General features: G+C 61.8%; 12 protein-coding genes and 1 pseudogene. 3 read left to right on the top strand and 10 right to left on the bottom strand.

All coding sequences use genetic code 11. The features are described 5' to 3' along the window. Positions 1-44: 44 nt before the first annotated feature. The 10 genes from ASG55_RS12250 to ASG55_RS12205 form a co-directional block, all read right to left on the bottom strand. The gene (locus ASG55_RS12250) at positions 45-1,640 is read right to left on the bottom strand and encodes an efflux transporter outer membrane subunit (protein ID WP_177342719.1); all 1,596 of its coding nucleotides are present in this window, start codon (positions 1,638-1,640) and stop codon (positions 45-47) included. Next, positions 1,637-2,704 carry an HlyD family secretion protein gene (locus ASG55_RS12245; protein ID WP_056786948.1) on the bottom strand — a complete coding sequence of 356 codons (1,068 nt, stop codon included), beginning with the start codon at positions 2,702-2,704 and terminating at the stop codon, positions 1,637-1,639. Before ASG55_RS12245 ends, ASG55_RS12250 begins: the two co-directional genes overlap by 4 nt. Positions 2,705-2,731: 27 nt before the next feature. Then, positions 2,732-4,270, bottom strand: coding sequence for an MFS transporter (locus ASG55_RS12240; RefSeq protein WP_056786945.1), 1,539 nt, complete (start codon positions 4,268-4,270; stop codon positions 2,732-2,734). A gap of 225 nt (positions 4,271-4,495) precedes the next feature. Continuing rightward, complete coding sequence (locus tag ASG55_RS12235) at positions 4,496-5,413, bottom strand: LysR family transcriptional regulator (protein WP_056786941.1); 918 nt, start codon at positions 5,411-5,413, stop codon at positions 4,496-4,498. Between the two features lie 174 nt (positions 5,414-5,587). After that, positions 5,588-6,454 (bottom strand): ABC transporter permease, encoded by an 867-nt coding sequence (locus ASG55_RS12230; RefSeq protein WP_056786939.1) that lies wholly within the window; start codon positions 6,452-6,454, stop codon positions 5,588-5,590. A 20-nt stretch (positions 6,455-6,474) separates the two neighbouring features. Next, positions 6,475-7,335, bottom strand: coding sequence for an ABC transporter ATP-binding protein (locus ASG55_RS12225; RefSeq protein WP_056786937.1), 861 nt, complete (start codon positions 7,333-7,335; stop codon positions 6,475-6,477). 17 nt (positions 7,336-7,352) lie between these two features. Beyond that, positions 7,353-8,249, bottom strand: coding sequence for a TauD/TfdA dioxygenase family protein (locus tag ASG55_RS12220; protein ID WP_056786932.1), 897 nt, complete (start codon positions 8,247-8,249; stop codon positions 7,353-7,355). Between the two features lie 333 nt (positions 8,250-8,582). Beyond that, complete coding sequence (locus ASG55_RS12215) at positions 8,583-9,950, bottom strand: HlyD family type I secretion periplasmic adaptor subunit (RefSeq protein WP_056786928.1); 1,368 nt, start codon at positions 9,948-9,950, stop codon at positions 8,583-8,585. Continuing rightward, positions 9,940-12,096: a type I secretion system permease/ATPase gene (locus ASG55_RS12210; RefSeq protein WP_051600365.1), complete on the bottom strand. Its 2,157-nt coding sequence runs from the start codon at positions 12,094-12,096 to the stop codon at positions 9,940-9,942. The genes ASG55_RS12215 and ASG55_RS12210 overlap by 11 nt, the downstream gene beginning before the upstream one ends. Before the next feature lie 33 nt (positions 12,097-12,129). After that, a complete protein-coding gene (locus ASG55_RS12205) occupies positions 12,130-13,482 on the bottom strand; it encodes a TolC family outer membrane protein (protein ID WP_056786922.1) in 1,353 nt (450 codons plus the stop codon). A gap of 361 nt (positions 13,483-13,843) precedes the next feature. Between ASG55_RS12205 and ASG55_RS12200 the strand changes: the two are divergent. From ASG55_RS12200 to ASG55_RS27255, 3 genes and pseudogenes are all read left to right on the top strand, one after another. Next, positions 13,844-20,561 (top strand): annotated as a pseudogene (locus ASG55_RS12200) (retention module-containing protein); the annotation flags it as partial. Between the two features lie 20 nt (positions 20,562-20,581). Continuing rightward, positions 20,582-20,980, top strand: a complete 399-nt coding sequence (locus ASG55_RS27505; RefSeq protein WP_330219659.1) for an immunoglobulin-like domain-containing protein — start codon at positions 20,582-20,584, stop codon at positions 20,978-20,980. Continuing rightward, positions 20,977-21,487 (top strand): immunoglobulin-like domain-containing protein (locus tag ASG55_RS27255; RefSeq protein ID WP_236708177.1); only part of this gene is annotated, 511 nt, incomplete at its 3' end. The genes ASG55_RS27505 and ASG55_RS27255, both read left to right, overlap by 4 nt.

Below are 21,487 nucleotides of genomic sequence, written 5' to 3'. Positions count from 1 at the left end.
CGCCGTTTGCTGCAATGGAGTTGATCATAGCTGGCGCTGCGGGTTCAGGGTCTGGCGACGTCAGGTGAGCCTGCGGCCAGTTGCGCTGCCGGATAGACCGATTGCCATCCGCCGCCCAACGCCTTGTACAAACCGACCATCGCCAGGGAAACGCCGGTCGAGCTTTCCACCCATTGCTCCTGCGTGGCGAGCAAGGCGCTCTGCACGGTGAGGACGTTGACGAAATCGACCACGCCTTCGACGTATTGCTGTTGCGCGGTGCGCAGGGCGATCTGGTTCTGGCGCACGGCTTCGGCGAGGCTGTCGCGACGGCGCTGGCTGGCGTTGTAGGCGGTCAGTTGATCATCGATTTCATGCCAGGCGCGCAGCACGGTTTGCTGGTAGGCGATGGCCGCTTCCCGCTGTTGGGCTTCACGCAGTTGCAACATACCGCGCAGGCGTCCGCCGTCGAACAACGGCAAGCTGAATTGCGGGCCGATGGCAAAGGCACGCGAGCCCCATGAACCGAAATCGCTCAGCTGCATGGCCTGTGAACCGAGGTTGCCGGACAGGGTGATGCGCGGATAGAAATCGCCCTTGGCCACGCCGATGTTGGCGGTGGCGGCGTGCAGACGCGCTTCGGCCTGGCGGATATCGGGGCGGCGTTCGGCCAATTGCGACGGCAGGCCGATGGCGACCTGCAGTGGTGACTGCGGTACTGCCGCGTCTGTGGATAACGTTTCAGCGAGAGCTTGCGGTGGCTCGCCCATCAACAGACTGATCGCGTTGATCAGTTGCGCCTGACGCTGCTCGAGCGCCGGCAGCTGTGCCTCGATGGCGGCGACTTGCGCGGCGGCTTCGGCGACGTCCAGGTCGGTCGCCACGCCATCGGCCAGCCGCAGCTGCGAGAGTTTCAGGCTGTGGCGAGCGACGTCGAGGTTCTGCTCGGTGACGGCGCGTGTGTTTTGCACGCCGCGCAGCTGAATGTAGTTTTGCGCAGTGTCGGCGAGCACGGTCAGCAGTACGTCACGACGGTCGTTTTCTGCCACTTCGAGATTGGCATCAGCGGCTTCGGCTTCACGGCGCACGCGGCCCCAGAAGTCCAGTTCCCATGACGCCGAGAAACCGCCATCCCACAGGTTGAAAGCCTCATCGCCGTTATTTCCCGATGGATCGTTCAAGCCTTTGCCACTGTTGCGTTTACGTGCGTAGCTGCCGCTGGCGGTGCTGTTCGGATAACGCTCGGCGGTGATCACCTGGCGCGCGGCGCGGCTTTGTTGCAGGCGGCTGCTGGCCAGTTGCAGGTCGAGGTTGCTGTTCAGCGCGCGCTGGGTGAGCGCGGACAGCTGCGGGTCCTGGAAGGTTTCCCACCAGCGTTCGTTCAAGGGTTCGCTGACGGCCTGGCTTGGGGCGGACCGCGCCGGTTTGGCCCAGTCGGCAGGTTGGGTGGCTTCGGGTTTCTGGAAGTCCGGGCCGACGGTACAAGCGCTGAGGCTGACTGCAAGCAAGGCACTCAGGGTGAGCTGCTGCCTATGCCCCCATCGCTGGCAAGCCAGCTCCCACAAGGATTGTGCAGGTTGTGCAAAATGGTTCAGCCTGCCAATGACCCCTGTGGGAGCTGGCTTGCCAGCGATGAGGCCAACCGATTCAACACCGATCATCGTTGCGTCACCTCGCGCCCGGACGCCTTCGAGCTGGCGGTATCAATACTCGCCTCGACCGACATCCCCACCCGCAAGCGCTCGGCCAGTGGCTGGCCCGGTTCCAGCATGATCTTCACCGGAATCCGCTGCACAACCTTGGTGAAGTTGCCCGTCGCGTTGTCCGGTTTCACCGCCGCAAAGGTCACGCCAGTTGCCGGCGCAATGCTCTCGACGCGGCCGGTCAGAGTTTCGCCACCGAGACTATCCACTCGGACTTGCACATCCTGCCCGGGCTGCACGTCGGTCAACTGGGTTTCCTGAAAATTGGCGACCACATAAGCCTGCTGCAACGGCACCACCGCCAACAGTTTGCTGCCCGGGGTGACGTAGGCACCGACACGCACCGCGCGCTCGCCGATCATGCCGTCCTGCGGCGCGGTAATGCGCGTGTAAGAGAGGTTGAAACTGGCGATTTCCAGTGCCGCCTGCGCGTGTTTCAGATTGCCTTCAGCGGCGTTGCGCTGGGCAGTGAGGATTTCGACTTGTTTGCGTTCGGCCGCCAGTTTCGCCGTCGCAGTGTCAAGGCGCGCCGAGGCCTGATCGATGCGCGTGCGCGCCTGCTGCGCGTTCTGCACGGTGCCAGCGCCGACACCGGCGAGATGGTTGTAGCGGTTCAGTTCCTGCTGCGCAAAAGCCATTTGCGCTTTGGCCGAGACCACGGTGGCCTGCGCCTGAGCGATCAGCGACGCCTGCCGCTCAAGGGTCGCATTGGCGTTCTGCAATTGCGCCCGCGCGACCAGGGTTTGCGCGTCCGCCGCTTCCGCCGCTGCGCGCAAATCACGGTCATCGATCAGCGCCAACAATTGCCCGGCCTTGACCTGCTGGTTATCTTCGACCAGCACCTGCTTGATGAACCCGGCCACGCGCGGCACCACCAGCGTGTAGTCGGCGGAGACGAAGGCGTCATTGGTGGTTTGCTCGGTGCGTTGGCCGAACAGCCCGGGCATCGCCAGGTACACCAGCACGCCCACCGCCAGCGCGGCAGCCACGGCCACCGCGAGTTTTTGCTTGGATTGAGTCATAAAAAACCTTCAGTTTCAGTACAGCGATCAGGTCGGCGCGCGCGGCGGATAAATCCGCGTCGGCAGCCAGAAAATCAGCAGGATCAACGCCACGGCGACGCCGGCCATGCACAGGTACAAATCGGACGAAGTCAGCACCACCGCCTGCTCGTGCACGCGGTGAGCGAGGCCCGGATCGCTGTGATCGGCCAGCGGCGAATTGCCCAGGCTGTCGACCAACATCGTCGAATGGAAATGCAGGCGCGCGGTGGTCAGCGCTTCGATGACGCCGGTGGCGACCACGGCGGCAAGGCCCTTGACGGTGTTGAACCACGCCGACGCGAACGGCCCTTCCATCGGCGTGATACTGCCGGTCGACAACATCAGCAGCGGCAACACCGCCATCGGCTGGCCGAAAATCTGCAGCCATTGCAGAACGTAGAAATCATCGCGAATCCACGCCGAAGTCAGGTGTGAACCGCCGAGGCAGGACAGCGCGAGCATGCTCAGACCAATGCCAAGCACCCAGCGGCAATCGACCCAGCGCAAGTTGCATAGCGCCGCCACCAATGGCAGCGCGATCAACTGCGGCAGCGCGGCAATGAGCATGATCGGCGCGGTTTGCGCCGGACGATAACCCTGCACCTGGGCCAGATAACTCGACGGAATCAGCACCACCGCCAGCAGCACGATCAACACCCCGGCGAGGGTGATCAGGGCGAACAACAGGTTGCGGATGCCGAGCATCTGCAGCTTGAAAAACGGAATCGGCTGCGACCATTCATTGATCATAAAAGCCACCAGCAGCAGCGAACCGGCACCGAGTAATCCACAGATCAGATTCGACTCGAACCAGTCCAGCCGATTGCCCTGCAACAGACCGATCACCAGCATGCAGATCGCTGGAAAGCCCAGCAGCAGGCCTTTCCAGTTGAACGACTTGAGGCGCTCCAAGCGCAGCGGATCCTGGGGCAATCCGTAAGCCACTGCGGCCATGGCGATCAGGCACGGCACGATGATCTGCCAGAAGGTCCATTGCCAGCCGACGTATTCGGTCCACAGACCGGCCAGCGGCGTGCCGAGTCCCGGGCCGAAAGTCGCGGTCAGTGCGTAGCCGGCCAGTCCGTAAAGTTTGATGTTCGCCGGGAGAAAGCGCAGCGCGACGGTCATCAGCATCGGCGGCAATGCACCACCGGCGAGGCCCTGGAGGATGCGCATCAACAACAGACTTTCGTAGTTTGGGGCGAACGGGCACAGCACGCCGAGCAGAGTAAACAGGCCGATCGCGCAGAGGGTGAAGCGACGCAGCGAGAAGGTCACCGAGCACCACGGCGCAAAGGCCATGGCCGCGACCGACGTGGCGGTGTAGCTGGCGACCAGCCAGGTGCCTTCGTCGTAGCCGATGTGCAGCGCACCGCGAATATCGGCGAGTGCGACTTTGGTGACCATCTCGTTGAGGCCCGAGACCAGCACGGCCAACAGCACGCCGACCAGACCAATGATGATCCGCGCCCCGAACACCGGTGGCGCAGCCGCCGTCGCCGGGCTGGTCGCGGCGAGAGGCGCCGAGACCGTCAGGGATGTCATGAATGAAAAGCTCCGGGGGTGAAAATACCGGAGCATTTTAGTGGGGCTTGATGCTGACGAAAATTGACTTATTGACAGGTTATAAGTGCATCAGACACAACGGTGAATGCCTATGTGGGAGCGAGCCTGCTCGCGAAAGCGGTGGACCAGTCGCCATTGAGGTGACTGACTCGACGCCTTCGCGAGCAGGCTCGCTCCCACAGGGATTCGATGGTGTCTGATGATTTACGGCTGTGCCGCCAGCCACGTTTCATCGCAGCAGGTCTTGAGGGTTTCGCGCAGCCAGCGGTGGGCCGGGTCCTTGTCGAAGCGCGGGTGCCAGGCCTGGGTCAGCATCAGCATTGGCAGCGGAATCGGCAGGTCGAATGAACGCAGTTTCAGGCCCAGCCGCCGCACGCTGAGCAGGGCTTCTTTAGGCACCGGCAGGATCAGGTCGGAGTCCGGCAGGGCAAACATCGCCGCATGGAAACTCGGCGCGATCACCGCCACTCGACGCTCCAGCCCCAACGCATTCAACGCCGTATCGATCGGGCCGCGAGCGATGCCCCGGCGCGACATGCTGATGTGGGAAAACCCGGCGTAGCGTTCGGCAGTGATTTCGCCATCGAGCAACGGATGATTCTCGCGCACCAGGCCGACGAAATGCGTGGAGAACAGGTTCTGCACTTTCACTTCCGGCGTGAGCCGACGGGTATTGCTGACGCTCAGATCGATGCGCCCTTCGCGCAGCGCTTCATCGTCGCCATCGCCTTCCGGGACGAAGCGCAATTCGCAATGCGGGGCGAGTTGGTCGAGGGTGTCGAACAGCTTGCCGCCGTAAACGCCGACGAAGAAATCATTGGCGCGAATGCTGAAACGTCGACGCAAGGTGCCTAGCTCGACGCTGTCGGCGGAACGAAACAGCAGCGCCGCCTGCTCGACCACGTCGCGCACCTGTTCGCGCAGTTCGAGGGCTTTGGGGGTCGGCACCAGGCCACGCCCGGCGCGCACCAGAATCGGATCGCCGATGGCTTCGCGAATTCGCGTCAGCGTGCGGCTCATGGCCGCCGGGCTGAGGTTCATCCGCCGCGCCGCACCGACCACACTGCCCTCGTCGAGCAAGGCATCGAGGGCGACCAGAAGGTTCATGTCCGGGAGTTGCATGCTGAGCACTCTTGGCTGATCTGGATTGATCCGGGCGCAATGCTAGCAAACATCCCTAAAGAGTGACGATGCCAGCGCTGGCCTCTTCGCGAGCAGGCTCGCTCCCACCTTGGAATGCGTTCTCATGTGGGAGCGAGCCTGCTCGCGAAGAGGCCGGCCCAGCCAACGAAGATCTCAGCGCTGCATACCCCAGCGCTTGACGGTCACGCGCTCGAGGGTGGCAAACACCAGATTTTCCACCAGCAGACCAATCAGGATCACCACCGCCAACCCGGCAAACACCTTGTCGGTGTACAGCTCATTGCGATTCTGGAAGATGTACCAGCCCAGCCCGCCCTTGCCGCTGGTCGCGCCAAACACCAGTTCGGCCGCGATCAACGTACGCCAGGCAAACGCCCAGCCAATCTTCAAACCGGCGAGAATCGACGGCAGTGCCGCCGGGATCAGGATGAACAACACAAGGCGCAAACCCTTGAGGCCATAGTTGCGCCCGGCCATGCGCAGCGTCTCGGACACACCGAGAAATCCGGCATAGGTGTTCAGCGCCAACGCCCACAACACTGAATGCACCAGCACGAAAATCAGACTGTTCTGGCCCAAGCCGAACCAGAGCAGCGCCAGCGGCAGCAGGGCAATCGCCGGCAACGGATTGAACATCGAAGTCATGGTGCTGAGCAGATCACGTCCCAACTGGGTCGAGACCGCCAATGTCGTCATGGCGAACGCGAGGACGATGCCGATCAGGTAGCCTTTGATCAGCACCACCAGCGAGATCCACACCTTGGCCAGCAGCTCACCACTGAGCAGCCCGTCGAACAGGGCCTGCGCGGTTTGCAGAAAACTCGGCAGCATCAGGTCATTGTTCTGAATCCGCGCGACCACCTCCCAGATGATCGCCAGCACAATCAGGATCAGGCTTTTGCGCAACCAGCCCTGTTGCCACAGGCGCGTGCCAAGCGGCAACTCGCGCTCGACCGGCACTGCGGTCAGCGGCTCGAGCACGGTTTCGAATTCTTCACGCACGGATGATGAATGGCTCATCGGGTAGTCCTCCTGGCCGCTCAATAGGCGATGCGAATGTCGTTGAAGTCGTGCTCACGTTCGGTCTCCGGCGCTTGGCCCTCATCGAACAGCAGACGATGAATGTGCCGCGCCGACTCCTGAAACGCCACGCCGCCGAGGCTGTGCAGATCGTATTGATGGCTGTGCACTTCGGCGCGCACCCGGCCTGGATGCGGTGACAGCAAGAGGATGCGATTGCCCACCACCAATGCTTCTTCAATCGAATGGGTGACGAACAACAAGGTGAAGCGCACCTCTTCCCAGAGCAGCAGCAACTCTTCCTGCATCTTGCGGCGGGTCAACGCATCGAGTGCAGCGAAGGGTTCGTCCATCAAAAGAATTTTTGGTTGCATGGCCAACGCCCGGGCGATCGCCACCCGCGCTTTCATGCCGCCGGACAAAGTGTGTGGATAGGCGTCGGCGAACGCTGCGAGGCCGACCTTTTCCAGACAATGCAACGCACGCTCTTCGGCTTCTTTCTTGTTCAAGGTGCGCGAGGCCAGCAGCGGGAACATCACGTTCTGCTTAACGGTTTTCCACGGCGGCAACTGGTCGAATTCCTGAAACACCACAATGCGGTCCGGCCCCGGCGCATCGACGCGCTGGCCTTGCAGACGGATCTCGCCTTCGCAGGGCAGGATGAACCCGGCGACCGCTTTGAGCAGGGTCGATTTACCGCAACCGGACGGGCCGAGCAGGACGAACCGATCAGCCGGGTCGACGGCGAAACTGACTTGATGGGTAGCGCGCACCACTCGCTGCGGCGTGCGGTATTCGAGGCTGACGTGATCGACGGCCAGCAACGCTTCGCTGTGGGCGATCGGGTTGCTGGCCGCGTGGCCTGGCAAAGGGGCGTTCATGGTCGATCTCCGGCAAATCAGAAAGGCGCATCGCCCTGAATGGTCGTGCGATACAGCTTGCGGCGCAGGTGCGCAGGACAGCCGGCGGCGAGATGGATCAGCGAGCGGTTGTCCCAGAACACCAGATCATGCGGCTCCCACTGATGGCGGTAGATGTTTTGCGGCAGCACGCTGTGGGCGAAGAGTTCGCCGAGCAGCTGACGACTTTCGTCTTCCGGCAGACCGACGATGCGCGTGGTGAAGCCTTCGCTGACGAACAAGGCTTTGCGGCCGTTTTCCGGATGGGTGCGCACCACTGGGTGCACCACTTCGGCGACTTGGGCCAGTTGTTCCGGGGTCAGGGTCGGGCGCCAGTTACCTTCGAACTTGGTTTCGCTGTAGCGCGCGGTATAGGAATGCGCGGCAAAGCGCCCTTCAACCGCATTGCGCAACGCAGCCGGCAGGTTGTCCCAGGCTTTGTGCATGTCGGCAAACAGCGTGTCGCCGCCCTCGGCGGGCAGCTCTTGGGCGTGCAGCATCGAGCCGAGACTTGGCAGCTCTTTATAGGAGAGATCGGAATGCCAGAACTTGCCGGCGTCACCGAGACCGATGTTCTGGCCGTTCTCGATAATGTTGGAAACGATGAGGATTTCCGGGTGATTGGCCAGCAGGAACTGCTTGAGCACATGGATCTGCAACACGCCGAAACGGCGGCTGAAATCGATTTGCTGTTGCGGGGTAATCTGCTGATCGCGGAAGACCACGACGTGGAAATCCAGGTGCGCGCGGTGAATCCGCGCGAAGTCCTGATCATTGACCGGCCGGCGCAGGTCGAGGCCAACGATCTCGGCGCCGACGGCACCGCTGAAGGGGCGAATTTCGAAGATTTGCGGCGCGGCAGTTGCGGCGCTTTCGGTGGCAGTAGCGGCGGACATCAATCATCTCCCACGCACGGCGCGCTCACGGACGCGCTCGTCGATCAGACACTCACGCTGGATTGCGTGTCGGTTCAGGTCGTGCGGCGCGCCGATTGGTCGGCAGGTACGCAGGTTAGTGACTTTATAGCTATAAGAATTGGAAATTAAATACCGTTAATGAATAACGATATGGCGAATGGTGAGGGGGTGGGTGACCATTTGTGTCACTTACCGACGGATATGTAGCGCTTCGGAGGACGCCTTCGCGAGCAGGCTCGCTCCCACAGTTGGAATGCAATCTCCTGTGGGAGCGAGCCTGCTCGCGAATAGGCCGTCACCAGCGCCGAAGATCTAGCGCTCGTGCAACGCTTCAGCCCGCGCCCGAATGATCGGCTTGAGCAAATAGCTCAACACCGATTTCTTGCCAGTGATGATATCCACCGAAGCGACCATCCCGGGAATGATCAGCAAAGGCTTTTCATCCGTGCCCAAGTGGCTGCGCTCGGTGCGCACTTTGATCACGTAGTAGGTGGTTTTCTTGTCTTCGTCGGTGATGGTATCCGCACCGATCTGCTCCAGCTGTGCCTTCAGGCCGCCGTAAATCGTGTAGTCATAGGCGGTGAATTTGACGATCGCTTCCTGACCCGGATGCAGGAACGCGATGTCCTGCGGGCGGATCTTGGCTTCGACCAGCAGGGTGTCGTCCAGCGGCACGATTTCGACCATGTCGCTGCCCGGCTGGATCACACCGCCGATAGTGTTGACCAGCAACTTGTTGACGATGCCCCGCACGGGTGAGGTAACCAGCGTACGGCTGACGCGGTCTTCCAGCGCCTTGCCGGTGGCCTGGGCCTTGTTCAGGTCGGTGCGGGCTTCGTTGAGTTGGGTCAGCGCTTCGCTGCGGAATTTGCCGCGGGTTTCGTCGATCTTGCGCTGCACTTCCTTGATCGCCGATTCCGCGCGGGGGATGGCCAGCGTGGTCGCATCGAGCTGGCCACGGGTTTCCACTTCGGCACGCTTGAGGCGCAACACTTCCACCGGCGAGACCGCGCCCTGCGCCACCAGCGGCTCGGACATGTTGATTTCCTGACGCTGCAAGCCGAGTTGCTGACGGTACTGCGCCTGCTTGGAGCTGAACTCACGCAGCTCCTGCTGACGCTGGATCAACTGCTCCTGCAAGCCGCCGATTTCATCGTGTAATTGCTGACGGCGGCTGATGTACAGCGACTCTTCGCTTTTCGCCTGACCCGGCACGGCTTTGAGTACGTCCTCGGGGAAGTTCAGCGGACGATCCTCGACTTCCGCGCTCAGACGCTCGACCCGCAGCAGCATCGACAGGCGATCAGCCTCGGTTTCGCCGACGTTGGAGGCAAAACGCGTGTCGTCGAGACGAATCAGCGGCGCGCCGGCCTCGACGATCTGGCCTTCCTTGACGAACAGCTCGGAGACGATACCGCCCTCCAGGTTCTGGATTTTCTGGATCTTCGACGACGGAATCGCCTTGCCGTCGCCCTTGGTCACTTCGTCGATTACGGCGAAGTTGGCCCAGAGCATGAGGAACACGAAGAAGCCGATGATCGCCCAGATGGTCAGGCGCACGACGCGCGGGGCGTCTTCGATCAGCGCCTTGTTGACCTCTGGCAGCGGCTGGCCCTGCAGCGAGGCAGAGCCCTTGAAGTAGCGACGGATCGACTCCTTGACACCGGACTTAAGCAACACTGATCTGCCCCTTCTTCAACGCTTCCATCACGGCGGCTTTCGGGCCGTCGGCGAGAATCTGCCCGCGATCGATCACCAGCAGGCGATCGACCAGCGACAACAGCGATGCCCGGTGCGTGACCAGCACCACGGTCTTGTTTTCAATCACTGCTGCGAGGCGTTGCTTGAGGCGTTCTTCGCCGGTGTTGTCCATCGCACTGGTTGGCTCATCCATCAACAAAATCGGTGGATTGAGCAACAGCGCCCGGGCCAGTGCGACGTTCTGCCGCTGGCCGCCGGAGAGGTTTTGCCCACGCTCGCCGACTTGCAGCTCGTAGCCTTGCGGGTGCAGACGGGCGAATTCGTGGACGCCGGCCAGTTCGGCGGCTTGCAGCACCAGCTCGTCTTCGACGTAACGCGCGCCGGACACCAGGTTGTCACGCAGGGTGCCGGACAGCAGCTGGATGTCCTGCGGTACGTAGCCGATGTTGTAGCGCAGTTCGCTGACGTCGATCTGGCGGATGTCCACGCCATCGACCAGCAAGGCACCGTCGTCCGGTTGGTACAGGCCCACCAGCAGTTTCGCCAGCGAACTCTTGCCCGAGCCGCTGCGGCCGATGATGCCGATCTTCTCGCCGGGACGGATCACCAGGTTGATGTTCTTCAGCGCAGGGTTCTGCTGGTCCGGGTAGGTGAAGCTGAGCTGACGGCATTCGATCGCACCCTGCAAAACCTTGCGGCTTAGCGGACGCTCTTCGAAATTGCGCTCCTGCGGCAGCTCCATCATCTGGTCGACCGAAGTCATGGTCACCCGCGCCTGTTGATAGCGCGTGAGCAGGCCGGACAGCGACGCCAGCGGGCTCAGCGCACGACCACTGAGCATGTAGCAGGCAATCAGCCCGCCCATGCTCAGGTTGCCGGCGATGATCTGGTACACGCCGAAGACGATCATGATCACCCCGGCCAGTTGCTGGATCAGCAAGGTGATGTTCATCGCCAGACCGGAGAGCATTTTCACTCGCAGCTCGAGGCGGCTGAGGGTGCCGATGGTCTGCTCCCACTGATACTGGCGCTCGCTTTCGGCGTTGTTGACCTTGACCGCGTCCAGACCGGCGAGGGTTTCGATCAGGCTCGACTGGCGCTCGGCGCCCAGCGCCATGGTCCGTTCCATGGTCGCGATCAACGGCTTCTGCAAGGCGTAGCCGATCAGCAGGGCAATCGGGAAAGCCAGCACCGGAATCCACACCAGATGCCCGCCGAGAATGGCGATGACGATGAAAATCAGGATGGTGAACGGCAGGTCGATCAGGCTGGTCAGGGTCAGCGACGCGAGAAAGTCGCGCAGGCTCTGAAACTCATGGATGTTCTGGGCAAAGCTGCCGACCCGCGCCGGGCGGTATTTCATCGCCATGCCGACAATGCGCTCGAACAGCGTGGCGGAGATGATCAGGTCGGTTTTCTTCCCGGCCAGATCCAGGCACAGGCTGCGCAGGCTCTTGAGGATCAAGTCGAAGATGTAAGCGCCGGTGATGCCCAGCGCCAGCACCCACAGGGTTGCTTCGGCCTGGTTCGGTACTACGCGGTCGTAGACGTTCATCACGAACAGCGGTGCGGCCATGGCGATGATGTTGATCAGGAAACTGGCGGCGATCGCATCGGCATACAGCCAGCGCGAACGCTTGAGGGTGTCGCGAAACCACGAGCGTGCACGCGGGATCAGCGTGCCGTGATTGACGTCGAATTTGTGCTGCGGCTGGGCGAAGAACACTTTGCCGGTGTAATCGTCGCTCAGCAGTTCGCGGCTGACCACCGATTCGCCGCCATCGCTTTCGCTGAGCAGCACTCGTGCTTCATTGTCGCCCTGCCAGCCGAGCAGAACGGCGCTGCGGCCATCCTTGAGCAGCAACAGCGCGGGCATGGCGATCGCCGGAATTTCTTCGAGTTTGCGCTGCAACACCCGCCCCTGCAGCCCGGCGCGAGCCGCTGCGCGCGGCAGCAACTCGACACTCAAACGTTGTTTGGGCAGCGGCAGGCCGGTGGTCAGCATCGCCGCGCTGGCAGGCTTCTGGTGCAGCATGCACAGGGCGAGCAGACCATCCAGCAACGGATCGTCATGCAACGCGCGTGGATCATGGCTGAGTTGAACTCGACTGACTTCTGATTCCACGCTCGACACTCTTTAACAGTTGGAAGGGATAACTCAGTTCATCCCAGGCAGCTGGACCTTGGGCTTCACGTCGTTCTGCACAACGGATGCCAACGGCGCGACCACTCCCTGGCTTTTGAGCAATTGGCCCATGGTCGCCTTGATTCGGTACTGAGTAAATAACTGAATGTTCTTGATTTCCGCCAGACGCCGCGAGGCGGTGAACAGCTCGTTCTCGCTGTCGAGCAAGTCCAGCAGGGTGCGTTCGCCGAGGCTGAATTGACGCTGGTAGGCGGTACGCACCGAGGTGCTGCGATCGACGTACTGCTGAGCGATCGGCACTTGGGCGTTGGCATTGTTCAGCGCGTTCCAGGCGAGGCCGAGCTCTTCATTCAACTGACGCAGGGCGTTGTTGCGGATGTCCAGCGCCTGGTTGGCCAGGTACGACTTGGACTCCAGATCAGCCTTGTTGCTGCCACCGGAATACAGGTTGAAGCGCATGCGCAGCATGGCCTGCCATTCATTGTTGTGGCCGTTCTGGCCGTCGATATCGTTATCGGCGGTACGGCCCAGTTCGGCGTCGAAGCGCGGGTAAAAGGTCGATTTGGCGGTGGCGAACTGCTTCTCGGCAGCGGCAATATCCGACTCGGCGGAACGCAGGATCGGGCTGTTTTCCAACATCTGCGCGCGGGCTTCATTGAGGTTGGCGGGCATCATCGCCATGAACGGCGCCGGGCGCTCGAGCTGGTCGGGCATCTGGCCGACGGCGCTGAGGAAGTTGGTTTCCGCATCGGCGAGGTTGGTCTGTTCGGTGATCAGGTTGTTGCGGGCCTGGGCCATACGGGCTTCGGCCTGATCAAGGTCGGCACCGCTGCCGACACCGCGCTGGGTGCGCAGCTGGATCTGATCGTAGATGCGCTGGTGGCTCTTGAGGTTTTCCTCGGCCAGACGCACGAATTCGCGACGGGTCAGCACGTCCAGATACACCTGGGCGACAGTCAGTGCAGTACGCTCGGAAGTGCCCAGCAGTGAGTAAGCACGGGAGCTGACGTTGGCTTGTTGACGCGCAACTTCGTTGGACGTCGCGAAACCGTCAAAAACCATTTGCGAGAGACGTAAACTTGACTCGCTGCGGTTCAACGTCTCCCAGTGATTGCTTCCACCGTTCGCTCGCGTGGTCACACTGTCAGTGCCTTCACGGCCATAACCGCCCAGCAGATCGACCTTGGGCAGGTATCCCCCTTTCGCAGCCTTTAACTGATAATCCGCCGCCAATCGACTGTTGACCCCCGCCTGAATCTCCGGATGGACATCCAGCGCCTGTTGCATGGCTTCTGGTAAGGATTGTGCTTGTACAAAAGAGGCGGCGAGAGCGAAGGGAGCGGCAAGGATCAAAAGCGAACGCATGGTTGGAATTATCCCGGAACTTCTTGTCTTGAATCACAGCAGAAACGTGGTGCTGCGTCGGATGATGGCAACCCGAAAGACCGTATGTCGGAAAGTTCAAAACAGGAACTGGATGACAGGCTGAAGGACAGGTCGCCGCGGAAATATCAATGTGACATTAGTGGGGCGATTGTTTAGGATGGCTCCCAGAAGGTCAATAGTTTGGCATAAAGTTAATCGCGATAATTTATAGCCAGATTATTGACGGAAATACAGCGTCAATAAGTTATCCATTTATAGAAAGTACGTCCAGACTGAAGTGGCGCCGACGCCCGTCAGGTCCATGGAAGTCAACTGAATGTGACACCCCGGAGAGTCTTCAATGAGCAGTGTTGTTGCCGTCGTCAAAAGCATTGTCGGTCAGGTTTTCGTGGTGTCCCCAGAGGGCGTGCGTCGCGTACTCGTTGAAGGCGATCGCCTGTATGTCGGCGACCAGATCGATACCGGTCTGTCCGGCGCGGTGTCGCTGGAACTGGCCGATGGCCGCATGCTCGATCTGGGCCGTGACACCCAGTGGAGCGCCAGCTCGCCTGACTCCAGCACTGACCTGGCCGAAGCCACGGCGCAGGCCGCGCCTTCTGTAGAAGAACTGCAGCAAGCCATCGCCGCCGGTGTCGACCCGACCACCGCACTCGAGTCCACCGCGGCCGGCCCGACCGCCGCAGGTACCGGTGGTGCTGCCGGCGGCGGTCACAGCTTCGTCATGCTCGACGCCACCGCTGGCCGCGTCGATCCGACCATTGGCTTCCCCACGGCGGGCATCAATTCTGCCGGGCAAGTCGCGCAGGACACCACGGGCGGCCTGACCACCGACACCACCACCAACGCACTGCGTGACTCGACCCTGAGCCTCAGCGCCACGCCGACCATCACCGAAGCCGGCGGCGTGCTGGTGTACACCGCGACCCTGACCCAGGCGCCGCTGACCGACCTGACCATCACCCTGTCCAATGGCGCAGTGATCGTTATCCCGGCCGGCGCCACCACCGGCACCGTCAACGTGCCGCTGGCACCGAACGACACTGTCTATAACGACCCGACCCAGATCGACGTGACCGTCACCGGCACCAGCGGCGGCAACGGCATCACCGTGACCCCGCCAACTATCCCGGCGACCACGCAAGTCACCGACACCGTCGACACCACTACCGTCACGTTGACGGCTGGTTCGAGCGTGACCGAAGGCGGCCAGATTACCTACACCGCGACGCTGACTAACCCGGCGCAAACTCCGGTCACCGTCACGCTGTCGAATGGCTCGACCATTACCATTGGCGCTGGCCAGACTACCGGCACCGTCAACGTGCCGACCCCAGCCAATGACGTTTACAACAATGGCAGCACCGTTACGACCACGATCACCGGGGCTACCGGCGGCAACTTCGAAAATCTGGTGCCGAACCCGACACCAGCCGTTACCACCATCACAGACTCGGTTGATAACACCGGCCTCACGCTGACCGCGACCAACAACATCGTCGAAGGCGGCCAGATCACCTACACAGCGACACTGACTAATCCAGCGCAAACGCCGGTAACCGTCACCCTGTCCAACGGTTCGACCATCACCATTGCTGCTGGCGAAACCGTGGGCACCGTCAACGTGCCGACTGCGGCCAACGACGTCTACAACAATGGCGGCACCGTCAGCACCACGATCACTGGCGCTACCGGTGGCAACTTCGAAAACCTGGTGCCGAACACCACACCAGCCGTTACCACCATCACAGATTCGGTCGACAACACCGGCCTGACCCTGACTGCGACCAACAACATTGTTGAAGGCGGTCAGATCACTTACACCGCGACACTGACCAACCCGGCACAAACCCCGGTAACCGTCACTCTGTCGAACGGTTCGACCATCACCATTGCGGCTGGCGAAACCGTGGGCACCGTCAACGTGCCGACTGCGGCCAATGACGTCTACAACAATGGCAGCACCGTCAGCACCACGATCACTGGCGCTACCGGTGGCAACTTCGAAAACCTGGTGCCAAGCAACACGCCTGCGGTCACGACGATCACCGATTCGGTCGACAACACCGGCCTGACCCTGACTGCGACCAATAACATTGTTGAAGGCGGTCAGATCACTTACACCGCGACACTGACCAATCCGGCACAAACCCCGGTAACCGTCACTCTGTCCAACGGTTCGACCATCACCATTGCGGCAGGCGAAACCGTGGGCACCGTCAACGTGCCGACTGCGGTCAACGACGTCTACAACAATGGCGGCACCGTCAGCACCACGATCACTGGCGCTACCGGCGGCAACTTTGAAAACCTGGTGCCAAGCAACACGCCTGCGGTCACGACGATCACCGATTCGGTCGACAACACCGGCCTGACCCTGACTGCGACCAATAACATCGTTGAAGGCGGTCAGATCACTTACACCGCGACACTGACCAATCCGGCACAAACCCCGGTAACCGTCACTCTGTCGAACGGTTCGACCATCACCATTGCGGCTGGCGAAACCGTGGGCACCGTCAACGTGCCCACAGCGGCCAACGACGTCTACAACAATGGCAGCACCGTCAGCACCACGATCACTGGCGCTACCGGTGGCAATTTCGAAAACCTGGTGCCAAGCAACACGCCTGCGGTCACCACCATCACCGATTCGGTGGATGACACTGGCCTGAGCCTCAGCGCCACCGACTCTGTGGCCGAGGGTGGCCAGATCACCTACACCGCCACGCTGACGAATCCGGCCGGCACCCCGGTAACTGTGACCCTGAGCAACGGCTCGGTGATCACCATTGATGCCGGCAAAACCACGGGCACCGTTACCGTTCCAGCGCCGGCCGATGACGTCTACAAAGACGCCGGCCAGGTCGAAGTCAGCATCAAGGACGCCACCGGCGGCAACTTCGAAAATCTGGTGCCGAACACTACGCCGGCTGTGACCGAAATCACTGACACCGTCGATACCTCGACGGTGAAGCTGAGCGCAGACACCTCGGTTGCCGAAGGCGGCACCGTGACTTACACCGCCACCGTCGGCGCGCCAGTCACCGGTTCGCCTGTGGTCGTGACGTTGGCCAACGGTCAGAACATCACCATCGCCGTCGGCCAGACCACTGGCTCCATCACCTACACTGCACCGAACGATGCCTTGACCGGCAACGCTCCGCTGACCAATTCGATCACTGGCGTAACCGGTGGCAACTACGAAAATCTGGTGGCGGACAAAACTCCAGTTTCGACCACCGTCACCGACGTGGCCGACACCACCAATCTGTCGCTGAGCGCGACCGCTTCCGTGGCTGAAGGCGGCCAGATCACTTACACCGCAACCTTGACCAATGCTGCTGGCTCGCCAGTGACCGTGACCTTGTCGAACGGCGCCGTCATCACCATCAAGGCAGGCGAAACCAGCGGTAATGTGAGCTTCCCGGCTCCGTCCGACGACGTCTACAAAGACGCCGGCTCCGTGCAGGCCACCATCACCAGCGCCACCGGCGGCGACTTCGAGAACCTCGTTCCGAGTACCACGCCAGCGGTCACTCAAGTCACCGACACCATCGATACCTCGACGGTCAAATTGACCGCCGACACCTCGGTCGCTGAAGGCGGCACCGTCACCTACACCGCCACTGTCGGCGCGCCCGTCACCGGCTCGCCAGTTGTCGTGACCCTGGCCAACGGCCAGAACATCACCATCGCCGTCGGCCAGACCACCGGCAGCGTTACCGCCCCGGTATCGAATGACGTGCAGATCGGTCACGCACCGCTGACCAACTCGATCACCAACGTCAGCGGTGGCAACTACGAGAATCTGGTCGCCGACAAGACCCCGGTCAGCACCACTGTGACCGACACCGTCGACACCACCAGCGTCGCGCTGACTGCCACCGGCAACGTCAACGAAGGCGGGCAGATCACCTACACCGCGACGCTGAGCAACCCGGCCGGCGCGCCTGTGACCGTGAATCTGAGCAACGGCTCGGTCATCACCATTGAAGCTGGCAAGACCACCGGCACCGTGACCGTTCCGGCACCTGCCGATGACGTCTACAAAGACGCCGGCAAAGTCGAAGTGACCATCAAGGACGCCACCGGTGGCAACTTCGAAAATCTGGTGCCGAGCACTACGCCTGCGGTGACCAATGTTGCCGACACGGTCAACACCACGCACCTGACCCTCAGCGCAGAAAGCTATGTGCTCGAAGGCTCTTCGATCACTTACACCGCAACGCTGACCAACGCCGCGCAGACGCCGGTGACCGTCAACCTGAGCAATGGCCAGACCATCACCATCGAAGCCGGCAAGACCAGCGGTTCGGTGACGATTGCCGCACCGAGCGATGACGTCTACAAGGACGTCAGCAAGCTCACCGTAACCATGACCGATGCCAGCGGCGGCAACTTCGAGAAACTCGACGTCAGCAAGACCCCGGTCAGCACCACGGTCAACGACACCGTCGACACAACCGCACTGACCCTGACTGCCAGCGATACCGTCAGCGAAGGTGGCCAGATCACCTACACCGCGACCCTGAGCAATCCGGCCGGCACTGCGATGACCGTGACCCTGGCCAACGGCGCGGTGATCAACATTGCCGCTGGCGCGACCAGCGGCTCGGTGAATTTCCCGGCGCCCGCCAACACCCCGTACATCGATGGCAGCAACGTGCGGACGGCGATCGCCAGCCACAGCGGCGGCAATTTCGAGCGCGTTGAGGCCGATCGTTCGGCTGTGGTGACCAAAGTCACCGACGCCGTCGACACCACCAACATCAGCCTGAGCGCCACCGGCAGCGTTGCCGAGGGCGGCTCGATCGTCTACACCGCCACCCTGAGCAATCCGGCCGGCACCGCCATGAGCGTGACCCTGAGCAACGGCGCGGTGATCAACATTGCCAAAGGCGCGAGCACCGGCAGCGCAACCGTCGCCGCCCCCGCCGATGACGTGTACAAGGACGCCGGCAAGGTCGATGCGAGCATCACCAAGACCAGCGGCGGCAACTTTGAAAACCTGGTGATCGACAAGACGCCTGCGGTAACTGATGTCACCGACACCATCGACAACAGCACGGTTTCGCTGACCGCCAGCGCCAGCGCGGTAGAAGGCGGTGTGGTTGTCTACACCGCGTCCGTGACCGCCCCGGTCACCGGTTCGCCAGTGCTGGTGACCCTGTCCAACGGCCAGACCATCACCATTCCGGTCGGCGCCAGCAGCGCCAGCGTCAACTTCACCGCGCCGAACGACGCACAGGCCGGCGGCAACACCCTGAGTGTGAAAATCGACGGCGCCAGCGGTGGCAATTACGAAAATCTCGTCGCCGACCAAACCCCGGCGGTGACCTCGGTAACCGACGTCGCCGACACCACCAACCTGTCGCTGTCCGCGACCGGCTCCGTGGCCGAGGGCGGTTCGATTGTCTACACCGCGACCCTGAGCAACCCGGCCGGTACCCCGGTGACCGTTAATCTGAGCAACGGCGCGGTGATCACCATCGAGGCCGGCAAATCCACCGGCAGCGTCACCGTTCCGGCACCTGCCGACGACGTCTATAAAGACGCTGGCAAAGTTGAAGTCACGATCAAGGACGCCACCGGCGGCAACTTCGAAAACCTGGTGCCAAGCACCACGCCAGCGGTCACCGATGTCACCGACACCGTCGACACCTCGACGGTCAAACTGACCGCCACCGAAACCGCGGCCGAAGGTGGCACCGTCACCTACACCGCCACCGTCGGCGCGCCGGTCACCGGTTCGCCTGTGGTCGTCACCCTGGCCAATGGTCAGAACATCACTATCGAAGTCGGCAAGACCAGCGGCAGCGTGAGCACCACCGCGCCGAACGACGTCCTCTCCGGCCACGCGCCGCTGACCAACTCGATCACCAACGTCAGCGGCGGTAATTTCGAAAATCTTGTCGCCGACCAGACCCCGGTCAGCACCACCGTGACCGACACCGTCGACACCACCAACCTGTCGCTCAGCGCGACCGGCGCGGTGAACGAAGGCGGCCAGATTACCTACACCGCAACCCTGAGCAACGCCGCCGGCACACCGGTCACCGTGACCCTGTCGAACGGTGCGACAATCCTCATCGAGGCCGGCAAATCCACCGGCACCGTGACCGTCGATGCACCGAAAGATGACGTCTACAAAGACGCCGGCAGCGTTGAAGCGACCATCCAGAGCGCAACCGGCGGCAACTTCGAAAACCTCGTCACCAGCACAGCGCCGGCGGTGACCACGGTCAACGACACCATCGACACCACCACCGTGTCGCTGAGCGCCACTGCGAACGTCGCTGAAGGCGAAACCGTGGTCTACACCGCGACCGTGGGCGCGCCAGTGACCGGTTCGCCGGTCACCGTCAGCCTGTCCAACGGCCAGACCATCACCATCGCCGTTGGCGAAACCACCGGCAGCGTCAACTACGTCGCGCCGAACAGCCCATTGGCGGGCGGCAGCTCGCTGAGCGTGACCATTGATGGCGCCACGGGTGGCAATTACGAAAAACTGGTGGTCGACGGCAAGTCCGCAGACACCGTGGTTTCCGACACCACCGACACCACCAACCTGAACCTGACCGCCAGCGATTCGGTAGCCGAAGGCGGCCAGATCACTTACACCGCAACCCTGACCAACCCGGCCGGCACACCGGTCACCGTGACCCTGTCGAACGGCGCCACGATCACTATCGATGCAGGCAAAACCACCGGCACCGTGACCGTCGACGCACCTAAAGATGACGTCTATAAAGATGCCGGCAAAGTCGAAGTGACCATCGAGGGTGCGACCGGCGGCAACTTCGAGAACCTGGTGCCAAGCGCGGTTCCAGCGGTGACCAATGTCACCGATACCATCGACACTTCGACCGTCAAACTGACCGCCGATACCTCGGTCGCTGAAGGCGGCACGGTCACCTACACCGCCACCGTCGGTGCACCAGTGACTGGCTCCCCTGTCGTCGTGACTCTGGCCAACGGTCAGACCATCACCATCGGCGTCGGCCAGACTACTGGCACTGCAACTGCTGTTGCTGCGAACGATGCGTTGGCCGGTAATGNGCCAGTCACCGGCTCGCCTGTGGTCGTGACTCTGGCCAACGGTCAGACCATCACCATCGGCGTCGGCCAGACTACTGGCACTGCAACTGCTGTTGCTGCGAACGATGCGTTGGCCGGTAATGCTCCGATCACCAACTCGATCACTGGCGTGASCGGCGGCAATTTCGAAGATCTGGTGGCGGAYAAAACTCCAGTTTCAACTTCTGTCACCGACGTTACCGACACTACAAATCTGTCGCTCAGCGCCAGCAATTCCGTGGCAGAAGGTGGTCAGATTACGTACACCGCGACCCTGACCAACGCCGCTGGCTCGCCAGTGACCGTGACCCTGTCGAACGGCGCCGTGATCACCATCAAGGCTGGCGAAACCACCGGCACCGCAACTGTTCCCCGATCACCAACTCGATCACTGGCGTGAGCGGCGGCAATTTCGAAGATCTGGTGGCGGATAAAACACCGGTTTCGACCACTGTCACCGACGTTTCCGACACTACCAATCTGTCGCTGAGTGCGACCGGTTCGGTAGCCGAAGGTGGCCAGATCACTTACACCGCGACATTGACCAACGCCGCTGGCTCGCCAGTGACCGTGACCTTGTCGAACGGCGCTGTGATAACCATCAAGGCTGGTGAAACCAGCGGCACCGCAACAGTTCCTGCACCGTCTGATGACGTCTACAAAGATGCCGGTTCCGTCCAGGCAACGATCACTAGCGCTACCGGTGGCAACTTCGAGAACCTGGTACCGAGCACTGCTCCAGCCGTGACGACTGTCACCGACACCATCGATACGTCGACCGTCAAATTGACCGCCGATACATCGGTGGCTGAAGGCGGCACCGTGACTTACACCGCCACCGTCGGCGCGCCAGTCACCGGCTCGCCTGTGGTCGTGACTCTGGCCAACGGTCAGACCATCACCATCG

Source organism: Pseudomonas sp. Leaf434 (genome assembly GCF_001425545.1).
GTDB classification, from domain to species: Bacteria; Pseudomonadota; Gammaproteobacteria; order Pseudomonadales; family Pseudomonadaceae; genus Aquipseudomonas; species Aquipseudomonas siliginis.
This window is presented reverse-complemented; position numbering and strand designations above follow the sequence as displayed.